Here is an 18337-nt window from a genome sequence, read left to right on the forward strand (position 1 = left end):
TCAGGCGGCTCGCGCTTCTGGCGCGACGGGCAAATCCTTAAGGAGGATTTCGATCGCGGCATCGACAACAGCTGTCCTGCGGTCGTGCGCGTAAAGGCCGTATTGGACCGTGAGCGGCTCGGGCAGACCGGCTGACGTCTTCAGCACCCGCATCGAAGCGGTGCGCACCGATTCGGGCGGAAGCAGTCCAACGCCCAATCCGTTCTCGATCGCCGCCTGAAGGCCGGTGACGCTCTGGCAGGACAAGGCGATCCTGTGCTGCCGGCCGGCGGCAACCAGCGCCTCTATCATACGCCTGCGCCAAGGGCAGGTTGCGCCAAAGGCGACGAGATCGAGCGGCCGGTCATGATCCAGCACATAGTCCTGGGCACAGACCCACTGCAGTTCGACATTCCATGTCCTCAGGGCATCGGCTGTTACGACGGATGTCGGGGCAATCATGACATCCAGCGCGTCCTCGCTCCATAGCCGTCCGAGCGAGACGCTGTGCTCGACCATCGCGCCAAGGCTGATGTCGGGATAGGTGCGATGCAGCCGCCCGAGCGCGGCCGAAAGCGCTGCCGTCGTGACGTCCTCGGCGAGACCGATTCGCACGCCGCCGCCTATGCCGGTCTGTTGCAGACGCGCCACCGCTTCATCGCCGAGAGCCAGGATGCGGGTGGCGTATCCCAGAAAGAGCTCTCCCGCCGCAGTCGGTACGACACCGCGGCCGGTGCGCTGGAACAAGTGCCGTTGGAGCAGGCCCTCCAGCCGGCGCATCTGCATGCTCAGCGCCGATTGGGTCTTACCGGTCTGCGCGGCGACCCTGCTCAGGCTACCCTGCCGGCAGACCGCGACATAGGTGCGGAGAAGGTCGAGGCCGATCTGTTCAGATATCATTTTGTTTGAACTCTGATGTCACCGGTATCAGTCTACAATGATATCCCGCCACGCGCTATCTCACACTCAAGGGAACAGCGCAGGGAAGAAAACCATGAAAGCGATCCGTGTTCACCGCCATGGCGGGCCAGATGTGCTCGCCTACGAAGATGTCGACATCGGCCAGCCCGGACCGGGCGAGGTGCGCGTGCGCAACCGGGCGGTCGGTCTCAATTTCGTCGACATCTATTTTCGCACCGGCGAATACGCGCCGCCCGCTCTGCCATTCATTCTCGGCAATGAAGGCGCCGGCGAAATCGTCGCCGTCGGTGAAGGCGTCAGCGGCTTCGCGCTTGGCGACCGAGTCGCCTATGTCGAGACCCTCGGCGCCTATGCCGAAGAACGCATCGTGCCGGCGCATTTCGTCGTGCATCTGCCCGACTCCATCGATTTCGAGACGGGCGCGGCCATGATGCTGAAGGGGCTGACGGCGCAATATCTGCTGCGTCGCACGTTTCGCGTCGAGGCGGGCCATACCATCCTGGTGCATGCCGCGGCGGGCGGCGTCGGCCTCATCCTGACGCAATGGGCCAAACATCTCGGCGCGACCGTCATCGGCACGGTCGGTTCACCCGAAAAGTCCGAAGTTGCGCGCGCCAATGGCTGCGACCATGTCATTGAATACAGCAAAGAGAATTTCGCCGCACGGGTGAAAGAGGTCACCAACGGCGAAGGCTGCCACGTCGTCTATGACGGCGTCGGCAACGCGACCTTCCCCGCCTCGCTCGACTGCCTGCGGCCGTTCGGCACCTTCGTCAGCTACGGCACAGCGTCGGGGTCGATCCGGCCATTCGACATCATGCTTTTGATGCAAAAGGGTTCGCTGTTCGCCACCTGGCAGTTGCTGTTCCATCATCTCGCCAGGCGTGAGGACGTTGTCGCCATGAGCGAGGATCTGTTCAGCGTCGTCCTCAGCGGCGCAGTGAAAATCCCGGTGCACACAAGCATGCCGCTTGCCGAAGTGGCGGAGGCGCATCGCCGGCTCGAAGCACGGCAGACGACAGGCGCAACCGTGCTTATACCGTAGAAACTTAGCCCGGCCGCAGCATCGAACCGGAAATGGCGAAGATGCGCGCGGCGCCCATCATATAGGCTATCAACGCCTCGCGGCGGAACAGCCCGGCATAGGCGCGGTCGAGCACGTTGAGCGAACCGGTATAGGCGCCGAAGGCCGGCATGATCATGCGGCCGCCATCGCCGGCAAAGCAGCGCCGCCGAACCGAGCGGCCCTGCTGGACGATGCGGGCGCAAGGGTGAAGATGGCCGGCAACTTCGCCCTCGGTTCTTACCTTCGACGGCTCGTGGCGGAACAGCAGCGAGCCGATGGCGAGTTCGCGCACCGTCTCGCCGGGCAAATCCGCCGGCGCTTCCGGGTCATGGTTGCCGGCGACCCAGAACCAGTCGCGGCCGGCCATCAGCGCTTCCAGCCGCTCGCGAAAACTCGCATGCATGCGCTCGGCACCGCCGCCGTCGTGGAAGGAGTCGCCCAGGCTAATGACCATCGCCGGCTGGTAGTCGGCGATCACCGCTTGCAGCCGCAGCAGAGTGGCGCCGGTGTCATAGGGCGGGATCAGCGCGCCGCGCCTGGCGAAGGACGAGCCTTTTTCCAGATGCAGGTCAGAGACCGCAAGCAGCCGCAGATCAGGGAAATAGAGCACGCCGCGCGAATCACAGACCGCGCGCTCGCCGGCGATGCCGACAAAGTCGGCCTCGGCGATCAGCGATGCCCGCGCCAGCGAAAAATTCATTCCTCAACCATCCCAGGGCCCATGGCTTCCTCGACCAAAGTCGCGGCATCCATCAGCAGCGTTTCGTCGGCCTCGCCGTTCACCGGCATCTTGCCGATTTCGAGCATGATCGGCACGGCCAGCGGCGATATCTGTTCGAGTGCCTTATGCACGATTCGACCCCGGATACGCGAGAGCATGTCGGCAAGTCTGCTGACATCGAGCAGACCGGTCGCCGCGTCGGCGCGCGTCGCCTGCAGCAGGATGTGGTCGGGCTCATGGCTGCGCAGCACGTCATAGATCAGATCGGTCGAGACGGTGACCTGACGGCCGCTTTTCTCCTGTCCCGGGTGGCGCTTCTCGATCAGGCCTGAAATCAGCGCGCAGTTGCGGAAGGTGCGCTTGAGCAGCCAGCTGTCGGCCAGCCAAGCCTCGAGGTCGTCGCCCAGCATGTCCTGGTCGAACAGAGCGCCAAGCGAAGGTTTCCGCGATTTGAACATCGCGCCCATATCGCCCAGCGACCAGATGGCCAATGCGTAGTCGGTGGCGACGAAGCCAAGCGGCCTGGCGCCGGCCCTGTCCAGCCGGCGGGTGAGCAGCATGCCGAGCGTCTGGTGCGCCAGCCTGCCCTCGAAAGGATAAGCGACGAGATAGTGACGGTTGCCGCGCGGAAAGGTTTCGATCAGCAGGTCGTCGCGTTTGGGCAATACCGATTTGTCGGCTTGGTAACGCAGCCAATCCGACACCTGCTCGGGCAGCTTCTTCCAGCGCTGTGGGTCGTCCAGCATGGCGCGCACCTGCTCGGCGAGGTAAGTCGAAAGCGGAAATTTGCCGCCGCCATAGTAAGGCACCTTGGCGTCGCTTCCCGGCGCATTCGAGACGAAGCATTCGTTCTCGCGGATGCCTTCGAAGCGCAGGACTTTGCCGGCAAACATGAAGGTGTCGCCATGCGTCAGCGTTTCGAGGAAGGCCTCCTCGATCTTGCCCAGAACCCGGCCGCCGTGCGAAGCCGAGCCTTTGCTGCCGGCCTTGACGTATCGCACATTGAGCGCCGGCACCTCGATGATCGTGCCGACATTCAGCCGGTATTGCTGGGCAACGCGCGGATTGGAGACCCGCCACATGCCGTCCTTGTTGAGGCGGATGCGGGCGTAGCGCTCGTAGTTCTTCAGTGCGTAGCCGCCGGTGGCGACGAAATCGATGACGCGGTCGAATGTCGGCCGGTCGAGGCTGGCATAGGGCGCTGCTGTCAGCACTTCCTCGTAGAGATCGTCGGCGCGAAACGGCGCTCCGCAGGCGCAGCCCAGCACATGCTGGGCCAGCACATCGAGCCCGCCATTGACCAGCGGCGGCGTATCCTGGGCGCCCAGATAGTTGGCGTCCAGCGCTGCCCGGCACTCCAGCACTTCGAAACGATTGGCCGGGATCAGGATCGCCTTCGACGGCTCGTCCATGCGGTGATTGGCGCGGCCGATGCGCTGCGCCAGCCGGCGGGCGCCCTTGGGCGCGCCGACATGGACGACGAGATCGACATCGCCCCAATCGATGCCAAGGTCGAGCGTCGAGGTGGCGACGATGGCACGGAGCGCGTTTTCCCCCATCGCCTTCTCGACGCGTCGGCGCTGGGCGACATCGAGCGAGCCGTGATGCAGCGCGATCGGCAAGGTATCCTCGTTGACCCGCCACAATTCCTGAAACAGCAGCTCGGCCTGGCTGCGGGTGTTGACGAACAGCAGGGTGGTCTTGTGGCGCTTGATCTCGCGATAGATTTCCGGCGTCGCATAGCGCGCCGAATGGCCGGCCCATGGCACGCGCTCTTCCGAATCGAGGATCGAGATTTCGGGCTTCGCGCCGCCGGTGACGACGATGAGTTCAGCCATGTCTCCCGGTGGATTCTGGCTGACCAGCCAGCGCCGCAATTCGTCGGGCTCGGCCACCGTTGCCGACAGACCGATCGTCTGCAGGCCGGGCACGATGCTGCGCAGCCGCGCCAGCCCGAGCGCCAGCAGATGGCCGCGTTTCGATGTCACCAGCGAATGCAGCTCGTCGAGCACGACAAAGCGCAGATCCTCGAAGAAGCGCCCGGCATCGCCCGCCGCAATCAGCAGCGCCAATTGCTCGGGCGTGGTGAGCAGGATATCGGGCGGCGCCAGCTTCTGGCGCTGTCGCTTGTGGGAAGGCGTGTCGCCGGTGCGCGTCTCGATCGTGACGGGCAGGCCGATCTCCTCCACCGGCTTGCCGAGGTTGCGCTCGATGTCGACGGCCAGCGCCTTCAGCGGCGAGATGTAGAGCGTATGGATGCCGCGCCGTGCCATACCGGCTTTGCGTCTGGGGCGGTTGGCCAGTTCGGTCAACGATGGCAAGAAGCCGGCCAGCGTCTTGCCGGCGCCGGTCGGTGCGATCAAGAGCACCGATTGCCCGGCTTGAGCCTTCGCCAGCAGCTCGATCTGGTGAGCGCGCGGCGACCAGCCTTTTTCGCCAAACCATCTGATGAATGGCTCGGGCAGAAGGACGGCGGCATTCTGTTTGGCAAGGCGCGGCTGCTCGGTCACGCGAAAGAGGTAGCGCGACGGCGCGCGATCGCCAAGGAAAATCGGAACAAAAGGTGATCGGCCGAGCTATCCCTCGCCGCGTTTACGGGGAGAGGGATGCCGGCCGGCAAGTGAGGCGCAGCGCGACCTTTCAGTCGCTGGCGTCGCCCCTCATCCGCCCCTTCGGGCACCTTTCCCCGTGAACGGGCGAGGAAGATGCGCTAGGGCCGCCGAAACCCAGTCGGCCCGCCATACAGATACCCAATCCGATCAACCGCATCCTTCAGCCCTTCGCGCGAGACCAGCATGGTGTGGCCGTTGGCGTGGATCATTGTCTCGGCGTCGGTCATGATCGCGACATGGCCCTTCCAGAACACCAGGTCGCCGCGTTTCAGTCCGGCATAATCGAATCCCGGATCGAGCGGCTCGCCGAGGCCTGCCGCTTGCATGTCGGAATCACGCAGCACATTGCGGCCGGCCATGCGCATGGCCAGTTGCACAAGGCCCGAACAGTCGATGCCGAAGCCGGAGGTGCCGCCCCAGAGATAGGGCGTGCCGATAAACATCTCGGCGACCGAGACATAGTCGGCGGCGATGTCACTGACCGGGCAAATATGGCCGGCGATCAGCGCCTCGCCGGAGGGCAACAGCGCATAGTGCGTGCCGCGCGTTTCGGCGGCACCGGTTACAGTCACCGTCGAGCCCATCGACAATTGGCCGCTGATCGGGAAGCGCAGATCCGGGCCAGGATAGAGGAAGGTGCGCGGCGCCGTGACGATGTGGGTTGGCGCATGCTCGGGTGCGCCCAGCATGGTGGCGCCGACGTAGCCGACATAGCCGTCACGTTCGGCCTGGACCCAGGCCCATCCCTCGGCTTCCTCGAAGACAAGCACATCGTCGCCGAACAGAATTTGCGTGTTGACGCCGGCATCCGGGCGCGGTGCCTTGCGCACGTCAGCCACGGAGGCTGTGATCCGGGCCGGACGGCCGGTGACGAAGCGATCGGCCGACACCTCCCCTTTCAGCCTGGCATCGGCGAGGTCGGAACGGAAGGCGTGGAGGCGGGCGTCCCTGGCAGTCAAATCGGTACTCGTCTAGTTCATGGATTGATCAGATGGGCAGTTCATGAGCCTTGGCAACGATACCATCCCCGAAGCGCTCGACAAAGAGCGCGCCTTCGACCGTGCGCCGGATCAGCACATTGCGCTTGTCGAGCTCGTCGCGATGGCGCGACACCAGTTTCAGCGCACCCATAGTGTCGAGCGCGCGGGTGATAACCGGCTTGGTGACATTGAGGCGGGCGGCTAGACCGCGCACCGTGTGCGGCGGCGGGTCGAGATAGATGGTGAACAGGATCGCCGTCTGGCGCATGGTGAGATCTGGCGCGCCGGCGCGCACCTGCGACAGCATCACCTGCTGCCACAGCCGCATCGCCTGGCTCGGACGCATCGAAATCGACATCGCCCGAGCATGACGGCAAATTGTTTCGGTTCCGTTTCAGTTTTGGTGGCCGTCTCAGGGCGTCAGGCATAGCGCCTCGAAATGACCCGCTCCAGTGCACGGATGCCTTGCGCCTCTCCGCCGGCGGGTCCGTAGGGGCGATCGGACGGGTTCCAGGCGAAGATGTCGAAGTGCGCCCAGCCCGTTGTCCGTTCGACAAAGCGCTTGAGGAAAAGCGCCGCGGTGACCGAACCGGCGAAGCCGTCGGTGGTGACGTTGTTGATGTCGGCGATCTTCGACGCCAGCCTGGCGTCATAGGGCCGCCACAACGGCATGCGCCACAACGGATCCTCGACGGCCATGGAGGCCGCAGCCAGTTCGGACGCCAGCACTTCGTCGCCAGTGTAGAAAGGCGGCAGATCGGGCCCGAGCGCGACACGCGCTGCCCCGGTCAGCGTCGCCATGTCGATCAGCAGTTCCGGCTCCTCGTCATCGGCCAGCGCCAGCGCATCGGCCAGCACCAACCGCCCTTCGGCGTCGGTGTTGCCGATCTCGACGGTAATGCCCTTGCGGCTGGTCAGTACATCTCCAGGCCGGAAGGCGTTGCCGGCAATCGAATTCTCGACCGCCGGGATCAGGACGCGCAGCCGCACCTTCAGCCCGGCAGCCATGATCATCGAGGCCAGGCCCAGCACATTGGCGGCGCCGCCCATATCCTTCTTCATCAAGAGCATGCCCGAGGACGGCTTGATGTCGAGGCCGCCAGTGTCGAAGCAGACACCCTTGCCGACCAGCGTCACCTTCGGCGCGCCTTCGGGTCCCCAGACCATGTCGATCAGGCGCGGCGCGCCGACCGAGGCGCGGCCGACCGCATGGATCATAGGGAAATTCTGCTTCAGGAGATCATCGCCCTTGATCACCGACACCTCGGCCTTGTGAGTGGCCGCCAGGGTCCGAACCGCCTTCTCCAACTCGTCCGGTCCCATGTCGCTGGTCGGCGTGTTGACCAGGTCGCGCGCCAGGAAGACGCCGTCGGCGATGCCCCGGACACGTCCTGGATCTACGCCGAGCGGCAGCGCGAAACGCAGCGCCTTGCCTGATTTCTTGCCGTAGCGAGTGAAGACGTAACCACCGAGCACCAAGGCTATGACCGCGAGTTCCGGCTCGGCTGGAGCGGCGGCAAAATGCCAGTCGCCTTCCGGCAAGGCTCTCGCCAGCATGCCGACGGCCAGCGCGCCCTCGCCGTCACCGACGCCGAACAAGGCGCCAGCAAGGGAACCGTTGTAGCCGGGGACGGCGAGCGTCCTGCCGGCTTCGCCGGAAAAGCCGTTGGCGGCCGCCCATGCGATCGTGGAAGGCGAAAGCCCCAAGGCCTCCAGTCCATCCCTCGCGACCAGATGGACCGGCAAGGCAGTGTTTAGTGTCTCGACGAGTTCGACGGGCATTCGATGGTCTCCGGGAGGCTTGCAGATCGTCCTCAGTCAAGTGACAGGGACGTCGAATGATTTCAACATCTATGCACAGAGCCGAGCATGGGACGTGCCAGGTCAGTGGCTTCCGGCGGCCGTTCACCGATCCGACGGCTCGCTCTTTAACTGTCCGTTAGGGTTAACAGAATATTTCTGCAGGGATGAAGATGGCCACGCGCAGAATGGAGAGCCCCGTGCCGATGCCCACCAGCCGAAGGATGAACGTCACGGGCAAACGGTTGGTCACCACGGCGCTGCTGATGGCGCTGGCGGCCAGTGCTGCGGGGTGCGGAACCAGCAAGCTCACGACCGGCTCGATCGGGCGCACCAGCGGCAAACCGCTTGAAACCATGTCGGCCAGCGAGTTGCACGGGGCGACCGGGCGGCTCGGCGAATCCTACGCAAAGAACCCCAACGACAAGCGGCTGGCGACAAATTTTGCGGCGGCGCTCCAGATGGACGGCGATGCCAACCAGTCGCTTGCCGTGATGCGCAAGCTGGCGATCGCCTACCCCAAGGATCGCGACGTGCTTGCCGCCTACGGCAAGGCGCTGGCCGCCAACGGCCAGTTCGAGCCGGCGCTCGACGCCGTGCGCCGGGCGCAGACGCCGGAATATCCGGACTGGCGGCTGATGTCGGCCGAGGCCGCCATTCTCGACCAGCTTGGCCAGAAGGATGAAGCGCGCCAGAACTACCGCAAGGCGCTGGACCTCAAGCCGAACGAACCCTCGATCCTTTCCAATCTCGGCATGTCCTATGTGCTGGAAGGCGATCTGCGCACCGCCGAGACCTATATGCGCTCGGCAGCCCAGCAACCGAATGCCGACAGCCGGGTGCGCCAGAACCTGGCGCTGGTCGTGGGACTGCAGGGCCGCTTCGACGAGGCCGAGAAGATCGCCTCGCAGGAGCTTTCGCCCGAACAGGCGCAAGCCAATGTAGCCTATCTTCGCCAGATGCTTGCCCAGCAGAACGCCTGGAGCCAGCTCAAGGATCAGGACAAGGCAAAGGCGGCGACCAACTGAGCGCCGCATGGGCGCCGGCTCCGCACAGCGCAAAATCCGTCCACGCATCAACGCTGAAAACCAAGAGCCGCACTGCATTGGCAGTGCGGCTCTTTGTATGGCTGCAACGAGGCCTACTGGCTTGAGGAATTGTGCTGGTCGCCGAAGATGCCGCGCTGGCTGACCTGAATGCCGGCTGGGCCCAGAATGATGGCGAACAAAACCGGCAGGAAGAACAGGATCATCGGCACGGTAAGCTTCGGCGGCAGGGCGGCGGCCTTCTTCTCGGCTGCATTCATGCGCATGTCGCGGCTTTCCGCGGCCAGCACGCGCAATGCGTGCGCCACGGGTGTGCCGTAGCGTTCCGCCTGGACCAGTGCCTGGGACACTGACTTCACCGATTCCAGGCCGGTACGAGCCGACAGGTTTTCATAAGCCTGCTTGCGTTCCTGCAGATAAGAGAGTTCGGCATTGGTCAGCACGAATTCCTCCGCCAGCGCCACCGATTGCGAACCGATCTCCTCGGAGACCTTGCGCAAGGCAGCCTCGACCGACATGCCCGACTCGACGCAGATCAGCATCAGGTCGAGCGCATCCGGCCACGCCGCCTGGATCGACTGCTTGCGCTTGGCGGCACGATTGTTGACGTAAAGGATCGGCGCGTAGAAGCCGGCGTAGGCGACGAGAATGCAGACGAACAGTTTCGCGAAGGCCGGCCGGTCAGGCAGTCCGCCGAGCACGAACAGATAGATCGCTGCCAGCGCGAAACCCACAAACGGCAGGATCAGGCGGAAAAACAGGAAGCGCGTCAGCGGGTTTTGGCCACGAAAGCCCGCCACCTTGAGCTTCTGCAACGTGCCTTCATCGGCCAACGCACGCCGCAGGTCGAGCCTGTCGACGATGTTGCGCATGCCGATCGACTGCTCTTCGCGCAGCCCCTTGCGGCGGCGATCGGCTTCGTTGGCAAGCCGCGAGCGCTGCTTGGCGCGCAATTCGTCACGCTCCAGCGCCACCGATTTCATGCGCGTCTTGAGCTGATTGCCGCCAAGCGCCGGCAGCAACGTGAAGACGGTCGCGAACACCGCAACGCCGACCAGCAATGCGATCAGGAAGGCAGGATCGGTCAGCGATTTTACGACTTGGTCGGTCATCCGTTTTCAGTCTTTTCGTTCGAGCTTTCCAAGGTGGGCCTAAACTTCAAAGTTCATCATCTTGCGCATCACCAGAATGCCGATCGACATCCACACGCCGGAACAGCCAAGGATCAGATTGCCGGTGCTGGTGGTGAACAGCGGCATGATGTAGTTCGGGCTCGACAGATAGACGAGAAGGGCGACGACAATAGGCAGCGCGCCGATGATGACGGCCGACGCCTTCGCTTCCATGGACAGCGCCTGGACCTTGGCCTTCATTTTCTTGCGATCGCGAAGCACGCGCGAAAGGTTGCCTAGCGCCTCGGAGAGATTACCGCCGGCCTGTGACTGGATCTGGATAACGATTCCGAAGAAACTTGCCTCGCTGCACGGCATGGTCTCAGCCATGCGCAAGGTGGCGTCGGGGATGGACATGCCAACCTGCTGCGAATCGACGATCCGGCGGAACTCGGTCTTGACCGGCTCCGGCGATTCATTGGCGATCAGGCGAATGGCGTCGTTGAGCGGCAGGCCGGATTTGACGGCGCGCACGATGATGTCGAGGGAGTTGGGAAATTCGTTGAGGAACGCCTTGACCCGGCGCGCGCGGCGAAACGAGACGAACCAGCGCGGCAGGCCGAGCGCGCCGGCCAGAAGCGTACCCGGCAGGACAAGTAGCGGCGCGCCGGCGAGATAGGCGAGCACCGTCAGCGCGATGCCGCAAATGACGGAGTAGATATAGAAACGCTCGATCGAGACCTGCATGCCGGCCTGACGAATCTGGGCCTTCAACGGCGGCTTCTTGACGGCGAGTTCGTTGGTTTTCTGCTTTTCGTCGAGCTGTTTCAGCGTGTCCTGGACAGATTTACGCCGCTTGACCGCCTCCGCGACACGGTCGCGCGAAGCCTTGACGACCGAACGATCGGTCTCGGCGGCCTTGATCGTCTCGAGCCGCTTGCCGGCCTGCTTCTCGTTGCTCATCTTGGTGAACAGGAAGGCATAGGCGACCGCACCGGCGCTGAAGCCGGCGAGCACGATGAACGCCAGTACGGTGGTATCAATTCCGAACATCGACCTCAGTCCCCACGCCTGGATATGCGTTAGTCAGCGCGTTTCTCCATCGATTCCAGAGCATTGGCGAGGCGCTGTTCCTCGCCATAGTAGCGGGCGCGATCCCAGAAATGCGGACGGCCGATGCCGGTCGACACATGCTCGCCAAGCAGCCTTCCGTTCGAGTCCTCGCCCTTGATGTTGTAGAGCACGATGTCCTGCGTGATGATGACGTCACCTTCCATGCCGATCACCTCGGTGATGTGGGTGATGCGGCGCGAGCCGTCGCGAAGGCGTGCTGCCTGGATGATGACATCGACGGAGCCGACGACGATTTCACGCACGGTCTTCTGCGGCAGCGAATAGCCGCCCATGGCGATCATCGATTCGATACGGTTCAGGCATTCGCGCGGGCTGTTGGAGTGGATCGTTCCCATCGACCCGTCATGGCCGGTGTTCATCGCCTGCAGCAGGTCGAAAACCTCCGGTCCGCGCACTTCGCCGACGATGATGCGTTCGGGCCGCATGCGCAAGCAGTTCTTGACCAGGTCGCGCATGGTCACCTCGCCTTCGCCCTCGAGATTGGGCGGGCGGGTTTCGAGACGTACCACGTGCGGCTGCTGCAGTTGCAGTTCGGCCGAGTCCTCGCAGGTGATGACGCGTTCCTCGCGGTCGATATAGTTGGTCAAGCAGTTGAGCAGCGTCGTCTTGCCGGAGCCGGTACCGCCGGAGATGACGATGTTGCAGCGGACGCGGCCGATAATCTTGAGTATCTCGGCGCCCTGCGGCGAGATGGCGCCGAACTTGACCAGCTGATCGAGCGTCAGCTTGTCCTTCTTGAACTTGCGGATGGTGAGCGCGGTGCCGTCGATGGAGAGCGGCGGCGCGATCACGTTGACGCGAGACCCGTCAGGAAGACGGGCGTCACAGATCGGGCTCGATTCGTCGACGCGGCGGCCAACCTGGCTGACGATGCGCTGGCAGATGTTGAGCAGCTGCTGATTGTCGCGGAAGCGGATGCCGGTCTGTTCGACCTTGCCGTTGACTTCGATGTAGACGTTCTTGGAGCCGTTGACCATGATGTCGGCGATATCGTCGCGGGCGAGCAGCGGCTCCAGCGGCCCGTAGCCTAGCACATCGTTGCAGATGTCGTCGAGCAACTCTTCCTGCTCGGCGATCGACATTGCGAAATTTTTGATGGCGATGATGTCGTTGACGATATCGCGGATTTCCTCGCGCGCGCTCTCGGGATCGAGTTTCGCAAGTTGCGACAGGTCAATGGTGTCGATGAGCGCGGAGAAGACCTGGCTCTTGGTGTCGTAGTAGGTTTCGCTTTTTTCGCGCTGGATCTTTTTTGGCGGCTCCGGCGCCATCGACGGCGCCTCAACGGCACGGCGAGTTGGCGGCGTTGCCAGCGCTCCCGGCGGCGGCGCTGCCGGGGGTCGGGCAAGTACCGCCATGTCCGCAGGCGTTGCAGCAGCCGGCGCCGCTGACGCTGGCTGACGGAACTCCGGGGTGAACCGGCCGCCGTCGTCGGAGCCTCTTTTTCCAAACATGATCGACTACCAATTTCGCTTGAGAAGCGTCATTTCTTGTTACGCGAGAGCTTGCCGAGGAGGCCGCCAAGGCCTGCCTTCTTCCTGGCCTTGATTTCGCTGCGACCGGTCAGCACGTGCGCGATTTCGTTGATCATGCCGACGACCGGGCTCTTGGGATCCATCTCGCCCAGCATGCGGCCGTTGTTCGCGGCATTTCCAAACAACAACGGGTCGAAGGCGATGACCGACATCGGCGTGAGGCTGAGCGGCTCGGCGAAGTCGGAAGCGGAAATCTCGGGCCGTTTCGGCACGCCGGCCTGATTGATGATCAGTTTCGGCGGCGGATCGTTCGGGCGAAGCCGCGTCAGCATATCGACCAGATTCTTGGTGTTGCGCAGATTGGCCAATTCCGGCGTCGCAGTGATGACGATCTCGTCGGCCTTGATCAGTGTGTTCTTGGTCCAGCCCGTCCAGATATGGGGGACGTCGAGCACCAGCAGCGGCACGCTGCGCTGGGCGGTATCGATGAGTTGCGTGAAGGCATCGGGATCGAAATCATAGACACGTTCGAGGGTGGAGGGCGCGGCGAGCAGCGACAGGTGTTCGGCGCACTGGGCAAGCAGACGGTCGAGATAAACCTCGTCGACGCGTTCGGGCGAAAACACGGCCTCGGCGATGCCTTGCGCAGGGTCCTGGTCGAAGTTTATGTTGGCCGTCCCGAAAGCCAGGTCGAGATCGGCGACGACCACTTCCGACTTGAACAGCGATGACATCGCCCACGCCACATTGTGGGCGATGGTCGAGGAGCCGACGCCACCCTTGGCGCCGACGAAGGCGATCGAGCGGCCGATCGGCTCGGCTTCCGGATCGACGAAGATCGACGAAACCACCGAGACAATATCGGCCATCGACACGGGCGCGATGACGTATTCGGAAATACCGAAGCGGATGAGTTCGCGGTAAAGACCGACATCGTTGTAGTGGCCGATCACCACGACTTTAGAGGAGGGATCGCAATATTCTGAAAGCTGGGCAAGCTGCTCCAGCAACTGCTTCGGTTCGCTGCGCGACTCCAGAAGGATGAGGTTCGGCGTAGGCGCGGATTGGTAGAATTCGATCGCCGTGGCGATGCCGCCCATATGCACTTTCAGATGCGCCTTGGCCATGCGGCGATCCTCGCCGGCCCGCTCCACCGGATGCGCGACACCTTCCGTCTCGCAAAATGCCTGGATGGAAATACGCGGAACCGGCCGCAGCGCCTGCATCGCGGCAATATCCAATTGCGAGCTGTCGCCGCCGTCTACGGGCGTATCGTAGGCAAGATTGCTCATTGTCATGCTCTTTTCCGTGACTTCTCTTTCGGTCTCTACGCGGGACCGGCGCTCCTAGTACGTCACTTCCGAATTGCCGAGGAACTCGTCCGAAATACCTCTGCCGCGGTAGACGTCGATCACCGCGCCGCGGTTCTCGGCGTCGATGTCGGACGACTTTCTTGGCCCGAGCAGATCGGTCGGATTGGCGAGTTGCGCGGCGAGGTTGTTTTGAGACGAGCAGCCGTAATCGGCGTAGTGCTTGTTTTCGGAGGTTTCGAGGATGTCTTCGGGCCAGCGCCCGCATTTGTCGGTCTGGGCTCTCACCGAAATATAGGAAACGCGGATAGGCGCCGACGCTTCCGGGGAAACCGACTGGTAGGAGGTCACCACGATCCGGTTTAGCTTGATGCCGCTGGCAACCGCCAGCCTTGCGAAATCGCGCGCCGCGGCAGTCGCCGCGACCTCATTAGCCGAGCCGATCGGGGTTGCGATCGTCAGCGCCGGGGCAGCGCTCTTGTCGTAACCGTCGAGGAAGCCCAGAAGCGTGTCGCGCTGCGAGCCGGTCATGCCGCGATCGCCGGCGCCGACCGGGAGGTCGAGCTTCTGGTTCTTCTCAGCAATTACAATCGGATGCGTGGTGCGATAATCATCGGGAATCGCCCCAACCGTGATGCTGTCGCGCTTAGCGCAACCGGCAAGCGAGGCGGCGATCGCGACCGCCAGGATCGGCATTGCCGATCGGCGGATCCGGCCACGGCCAGACCATGCCGTTGCGGCAATCGCCAGTACCTTTGATGCTGACTGAGACATGTCCGCTTCCCCGCTTACTTGTAGATGAAGCCGACAACGCCGTGGTAGCGGCCGTTGGGCTTGTCGGTCTGCATGGTGCCGTAGACGCGGTTGACGCGGCCAAGGAACATGGCCGGACCATCGCCGGCGGCATTGAAATTGTCGTCCGGCTTAGCCAGGTCGTTGCGCGCCACCGGCCGAGCCAGATAAGGCGTGATGATGATGACCAGTTCAGTTTCATTGCGGACGAAATCGCGGCTGCGGAATAGCGTGCCGAGCACCGGGATCTTGGTCAGGCCGGGCAAGCCCGATACAGCCTGGCGGACGTCGTCGCGAACGAGGCCGGCAATCATCATCGAACCGCCCGACGGCAATTCGACGGTGGTGTCGGCAAGTCTCTTGCGGATCGACAGAAGCGTCAGGCCGGGCAAGCTGCCGCCGCCTTCCAGGGTGGTAGCACCTTCCGAGGTCGGCTCCGAAACCGATGTTCTGACCTTGAGGCTGATCCGACCCGCCGACAGCACAACGGGCTGGAACTCGAGGCCTATGCCGTATTCCAGCTTTTCGTTGGTGTAGGTGACCTGGCCGGTCTGGTTGTCGGTCGAAACGTTGTTCGTACGTGCGGTGATGAGATTGAATTCGCCGCCGACCCTGAACGTTGCCTTCTCGCCCGAAACCGCGGTGAGGGTCGGTTCTGCAAGCGTCTTCATGACGCCGCTTTGCTCCATGGCATTGATGTAGGCTTTGAGGCCACTGCCGCCCAAGTTAAAGCCTGAATTCTGCGAAAGCGGCTTTCCCAAACCGTAGTTGGGCGAACTCAGCGCACCGTAAGCGATGCCGTCCATGCTGCCGCTGCCAACCATGTTGACGCCGAGCTGCTTCATCACCGAGCGGCTGACTTCGGCCACGGTCACCTTCAGCGTCACCTGGTCGTCGCCGATGATCTGTAGCAGGTTGACGATCTTCGAGACCCGACGTTCGGCATCCGGGTTGTTGATGTCGACGCCGCCATTGGCATTGCCGCCGGCCGCGGTCTGCGAATACTGGCCCGTCGTCGCTTCACCTCCGGACACGAAGATGGTTGCCAGATCGACGGCGCGCTTGGCATCGAGCGGCGTATCCACCGTCCCGGTCAGGACGACGTTGTCGTTCAGCAATTCGACCTTGATCTCGGCATTCGGAAGGAAGCGCTTGAGGTAGTCTTCCAATCCGGCGACGTCGCGTTCGACGGCCAGATCCAGGCTGGCAATCTGCTCGCCATTGGGACCGAAGACGAAGATGTTGGTTTCGCCCACCGACTTGCCGAACAGATAGATGCGCCTTGCGGTGCGGGTCACCGCATCGGCGACCGCGGGATTGGCGACAAGGATGTCGTAGGCGTCGCTCGGCAGATCGATGACGACCGATTTGTTGAGGCCGAGCTTGACACGTTGCGTGGCGGTCGAGGCCGTGACCCCGACGCTCTTTCCGGCGGCCTTGGCGTCGCCGAGGCCACTTGCATGGGCTCCGAGGAAAAGCAGGCCGACGGCTGCAGCCATGGTGACCGGCAGTTTAGCGACTAACCTCATTTCCTTGCCCCTACTTCGGAAACTTCGCCCGATTTGATCAACCGCACCGTTCCGCGCCGCCCACTGCCGGAAACGAGGTAGTCGGCTTCATCGGTACCCTTTTCCTTGTTGTCGGTGATCGAGCGCAGCGCCAGCGTCAGGCGATCGGCCATCTGCTGGGCGACGGTTATGATCTCGGCCTGCTGCGGCGTCAGCTCCAGCGTCGCCGTCTGTCCGACCCTGGTCTTCTTGCCTTCCTCGTCCTCCTGGATGGTCTGATCGATCGCCAGGACGCGGATGTTCTTGAGGATGGTCTCGGTGGTGAATCCGCTGCCGCCGTTGCCGGTGTCGGATCTGCGGGTCATGATGACGTCGACAAAATCGTTGGGCAGGATGAACCCGCCTGCCGACGTGTCAGCCGAGATCGCGGTGGCGACGGCACGCATGCCGGTGGGCAGGATCGAAGACATGAAGCTTTGCCCCTCGCCGATCAGCTTGGAGCGCCGCAGCGGCTCACCGGTGTACATCGCCATGCGGGCGACGGAGCCCTTCAGTTTCTCCCGCGCTTCGGGTTCGGCGGCACGGGTGATGAAATTCGCATTGATGCCATCGGACGGCCAGGACTCCCAGCTGAGATTGTTCTCAAGTGGGCTGCCCATCGGCACGTCGCCGGAAAGCACGAGCACATCCTGCAACGCAATGGCCGGCGCCTGCGGGGCATCGGCGACGACCTGCTGGGGCGGGACCGCCACCATATTCTTGGCAACATAACCTGCACCACCCGCCGCAGCCACCGCCACGCCCAGAATAATCAGTCGGGATGCTGGCATCTGTCCGAACCCTCGCCTTTAGGCAACCACCTAGCCAGGCCGGACTTTGCAGCGGCAATCGTCAAAACAAGGTTAATGCAATGCTTACGATCGTGATTAATTTAAGGTTTACATAAATTGGACGGACCCTTGCTCCGACGACAGAAAGGGCGACCAGCCGCCTCTTTTCAGACCGATGTCGGAGCGGCAAAGGTTGCTTGCTGCTTCAGTTCGCCAGCTTTGCCAGTGCCCAAACCATCAGGGGTGAATCCGGATAGGTCAGCAGCCCGCCAATGCCGAGTGCAATGCCGTAGGGAACGCCAGTCGTGTCGTCGGCGAAATGGCGCAGGAATACATTGTGGCTGGTGTAAATCGCCAGCGGCGATTTCCGGTAGAGAAGGATGGCGAGCGTCAGCAGTCCGCCGATGAACGTCGATATCACGAGATACTCGACAAGGTGAATGTTGAACCCCATCCAGACGGCGGTGCCGGCGAGCAGCTTGGCGTCGCCGCCACCCATGCCGCCGAGTGCAAACAGACCGAACGTCACGGCCAGCACTAGGGCGCCGGCGGCGAAATGCCAGCCATAGGTTGCCCAGTCCATGGCCGTCAGCGGCGCAACCAGTGCAAACACCGCCAGCAGCAGCACCGGTACGCGGTTGGCGATCGTCATCGACAGCATGTCGGAGATCGCGGCGAAGAGCATGCAAAAAGGAAAGATGACGAAGATCAACGCTTCGAGCATGGGCGCGACACCCTGTTGCCAACTGTGTCCAGCCTCAGCCTAGACATATATGATTAACGATCGATGAGACTGGGTTACTCAAAACCGCCCGACGCGATGAAATAAGGGCCGCCAGTCAGGCGGCCCCTATCTCTAAGGCAACCAGGGTATTACGAACCACTCACCTTACCGGCGATGGCGATGAACTTGTTGTTCAGGGCGTTGCCGAGCTGACCAGCGCCAAAAATGATGGCAAGCGCGATGAGAGCGGCGATCAGACCGTATTCGATAGCGGTCGCGCCGGATTCGTCCTTCGCGAAACGTGCGATGAGATTAGACATTCGAGAG

General features: G+C 62.9%; 18 protein-coding genes. 3 read left to right on the plus strand and 15 right to left on the minus strand.

Annotation, left to right across the window (positions count from 1 at the left end; all coding sequences use genetic code 11):
- Positions 1-879 carry a LysR substrate-binding domain-containing protein gene (locus tag NKI06_RS08635; RefSeq protein ID WP_352984876.1) on the minus strand — a complete coding sequence of 293 codons (879 nt, stop codon included), beginning with the start codon at positions 877-879 and terminating at the stop codon, positions 1-3.
- Positions 880-973: 94 nt separating this feature from the next.
- Here NKI06_RS08635 and NKI06_RS08640 point away from each other — a divergent pair, with 94 nt between their 5' ends.
- Positions 974-1945 carry a quinone oxidoreductase family protein gene (locus NKI06_RS08640; RefSeq protein WP_352984878.1) on the plus strand — a complete coding sequence of 324 codons (972 nt, stop codon included), beginning with the start codon at positions 974-976 and terminating at the stop codon, positions 1943-1945.
- Between the two features lie 4 nt (positions 1946-1949).
- Here the strand turns inward: NKI06_RS08640 and pdeM are convergent, their stop codons facing one another.
- A complete protein-coding gene (pdeM, locus tag NKI06_RS08645) occupies positions 1950-2666 on the minus strand; it encodes a ligase-associated DNA damage response endonuclease PdeM (RefSeq protein ID WP_352984880.1) in 717 nt (238 codons plus the stop codon).
- Positions 2663-5152 (minus strand): ligase-associated DNA damage response DEXH box helicase, encoded by a 2490-nt coding sequence (locus NKI06_RS08650; protein WP_352984932.1) that lies wholly within the window; start codon positions 5150-5152, stop codon positions 2663-2665. Before NKI06_RS08650 ends, pdeM begins: the two co-directional genes overlap by 4 nt.
- Between NKI06_RS08650 and NKI06_RS08655 the strand changes: the two genes are divergently transcribed.
- The gene (locus NKI06_RS08655; protein ID WP_245260071.1) at positions 5060-5254 is read left to right on the plus strand and encodes a hypothetical protein; all 195 of its coding nucleotides are present in this window, start codon (positions 5060-5062) and stop codon (positions 5252-5254) included. The two genes, NKI06_RS08650 and NKI06_RS08655, sit on opposite strands and share 93 nt — an antisense overlap.
- Positions 5255-5397: 143 nt before the next feature.
- Here NKI06_RS08655 and NKI06_RS08660 read toward each other — a convergent pair whose 3' ends face one another.
- From NKI06_RS08660 to NKI06_RS08670, 3 genes are all read right to left on the minus strand, one after another.
- The gene (locus NKI06_RS08660) at positions 5398-6258 is read right to left on the minus strand and encodes a C40 family peptidase (protein WP_352739585.1); all 861 of its coding nucleotides are present in this window, start codon (positions 6256-6258) and stop codon (positions 5398-5400) included.
- Positions 6259-6286: 28 nt separating this feature from the next.
- Entirely contained in the window at positions 6287-6637 is a 351-nt protein-coding gene (locus NKI06_RS08665; protein ID WP_023699486.1) for a MarR family winged helix-turn-helix transcriptional regulator, read from the minus strand.
- A gap of 62 nt (positions 6638-6699) precedes the next feature.
- Complete coding sequence (locus NKI06_RS08670; RefSeq protein WP_352984882.1) at positions 6700-8061, minus strand: leucyl aminopeptidase family protein; 1362 nt, start codon at positions 8059-8061, stop codon at positions 6700-6702.
- Between the two features lie 224 nt (positions 8062-8285).
- On the opposite strand from NKI06_RS08670, the gene NKI06_RS08675 reads away from it, so the two are divergent.
- Positions 8286-9107 (plus strand): tetratricopeptide repeat protein, encoded by an 822-nt coding sequence (locus NKI06_RS08675; RefSeq protein WP_352984884.1) that lies wholly within the window; start codon positions 8286-8288, stop codon positions 9105-9107.
- 113 nt (positions 9108-9220) lie between these two features.
- Here the strand turns inward: NKI06_RS08675 and NKI06_RS08680 are convergent, their stop codons facing one another.
- The 9 genes from NKI06_RS08680 to NKI06_RS08720 all read right to left on the minus strand — a co-directional run bounded on the left by NKI06_RS08680 (position 9221) and on the right by NKI06_RS08720 (position 18330).
- On the minus strand, positions 9221-10237 hold the full coding sequence (locus tag NKI06_RS08680) for a type II secretion system F family protein (RefSeq protein WP_352984886.1): 1017 nt from the start codon (positions 10235-10237) through the stop codon (positions 9221-9223).
- Between the two features lie 39 nt (positions 10238-10276).
- A complete protein-coding gene (locus tag NKI06_RS08685) occupies positions 10277-11290 on the minus strand; it encodes a type II secretion system F family protein (protein WP_023703461.1) in 1014 nt (337 codons plus the stop codon).
- A 29-nt stretch (positions 11291-11319) separates the two neighbouring features.
- On the minus strand, positions 11320-12825 hold the full coding sequence (locus NKI06_RS08690; protein ID WP_023738191.1) for a TadA family conjugal transfer-associated ATPase: 1506 nt from the start codon (positions 12823-12825) through the stop codon (positions 11320-11322).
- 29 nt (positions 12826-12854) lie between these two features.
- A complete protein-coding gene (locus tag NKI06_RS08695) occupies positions 12855-14138 on the minus strand; it encodes a CpaE/TadZ family protein (protein ID WP_023681982.1) in 1284 nt (427 codons plus the stop codon).
- Between the two features lie 54 nt (positions 14139-14192).
- Positions 14193-14930, minus strand: a complete 738-nt coding sequence (locus NKI06_RS08700; RefSeq protein WP_023681983.1) for a CpaD family pilus assembly protein — start codon at positions 14928-14930, stop codon at positions 14193-14195.
- A 14-nt stretch (positions 14931-14944) separates the two neighbouring features.
- On the minus strand, positions 14945-16477 hold the full coding sequence (locus tag NKI06_RS08705; protein WP_023681984.1) for a type II and III secretion system protein family protein: 1533 nt from the start codon (positions 16475-16477) through the stop codon (positions 14945-14947).
- Positions 16474-17286, minus strand: coding sequence for a Flp pilus assembly protein CpaB (gene cpaB / locus NKI06_RS08710; RefSeq protein ID WP_023681985.1), 813 nt, complete (start codon positions 17284-17286; stop codon positions 16474-16476). Before cpaB ends, NKI06_RS08705 begins: the two co-directional genes overlap by 4 nt.
- A 205-nt stretch (positions 17287-17491) precedes the next feature.
- Positions 17492-18010, minus strand: coding sequence for an A24 family peptidase (locus tag NKI06_RS08715; protein WP_023740760.1), 519 nt, complete (start codon positions 18008-18010; stop codon positions 17492-17494).
- 149 nt (positions 18011-18159) lie between these two features.
- On the minus strand, positions 18160-18330 hold the full coding sequence (locus tag NKI06_RS08720) for a Flp family type IVb pilin (protein WP_023681987.1): 171 nt from the start codon (positions 18328-18330) through the stop codon (positions 18160-18162).
- Positions 18331-18337: the final 7 nt, after the last annotated feature.

This window comes from Mesorhizobium sp. M0772, from assembly GCF_040320135.1.
Classification (GTDB): Bacteria; Pseudomonadota; Alphaproteobacteria; order Rhizobiales; family Rhizobiaceae; genus Mesorhizobium.

Bases quoted from the DNA above. Each gene is read 5' to 3' on its own strand.
- NKI06_RS08635 (WP_352984876.1), bottom strand. From the start codon at position 879: ATGATATCTGAACAGATCGGCCTCGACCTTCTCCGCACCTATGTCGCG.
- NKI06_RS08640 (WP_352984878.1), top strand. From the start codon at position 974: ATGAAAGCGATCCGTGTTCACCGCCATGGCGGGCCAGATGTGCTCGCC.
- pdeM (WP_352984880.1), bottom strand. From the start codon at position 2,666: ATGAATTTTTCGCTGGCGCGGGCATCGCTGATCGCCGAGGCCGACTTT.
- NKI06_RS08665 (WP_023699486.1), bottom strand. From the start codon at position 6,637: ATGTCGATTTCGATGCGTCCGAGCCAGGCGATGCGGCTGTGGCAGCAG.
- NKI06_RS08670 (WP_352984882.1), bottom strand. From the start codon at position 8,061: ATGCCCGTCGAACTCGTCGAGACACTAAACACTGCCTTGCCGGTCCAT.
- NKI06_RS08675 (WP_352984884.1), top strand. From the start codon at position 8,286: ATGCCCACCAGCCGAAGGATGAACGTCACGGGCAAACGGTTGGTCACC.
- NKI06_RS08680 (WP_352984886.1), bottom strand. From the start codon at position 10,237: ATGACCGACCAAGTCGTAAAATCGCTGACCGATCCTGCCTTCCTGATC.
- NKI06_RS08685 (WP_023703461.1), bottom strand. From the start codon at position 11,290: ATGTTCGGAATTGATACCACCGTACTGGCGTTCATCGTGCTCGCCGGC.
- NKI06_RS08690 (WP_023738191.1), bottom strand. From the start codon at position 12,825: ATGTTTGGAAAAAGAGGCTCCGACGACGGCGGCCGGTTCACCCCGGAG.
- NKI06_RS08695 (WP_023681982.1), bottom strand. From the start codon at position 14,138: ATGAGCAATCTTGCCTACGATACGCCCGTAGACGGCGGCGACAGCTCG.
- NKI06_RS08700 (WP_023681983.1), bottom strand. From the start codon at position 14,930: ATGTCTCAGTCAGCATCAAAGGTACTGGCGATTGCCGCAACGGCATGG.
- NKI06_RS08705 (WP_023681984.1), bottom strand. From the start codon at position 16,477: ATGAGGTTAGTCGCTAAACTGCCGGTCACCATGGCTGCAGCCGTCGGC.
- cpaB (WP_023681985.1), bottom strand. From the start codon at position 17,286: ATGCCAGCATCCCGACTGATTATTCTGGGCGTGGCGGTGGCTGCGGCG.
- NKI06_RS08715 (WP_023740760.1), bottom strand. From the start codon at position 18,010: ATGCTCGAAGCGTTGATCTTCGTCATCTTTCCTTTTTGCATGCTCTTC.
- NKI06_RS08720 (WP_023681987.1), bottom strand. From the start codon at position 18,330: ATGTCTAATCTCATCGCACGTTTCGCGAAGGACGAATCCGGCGCGACC.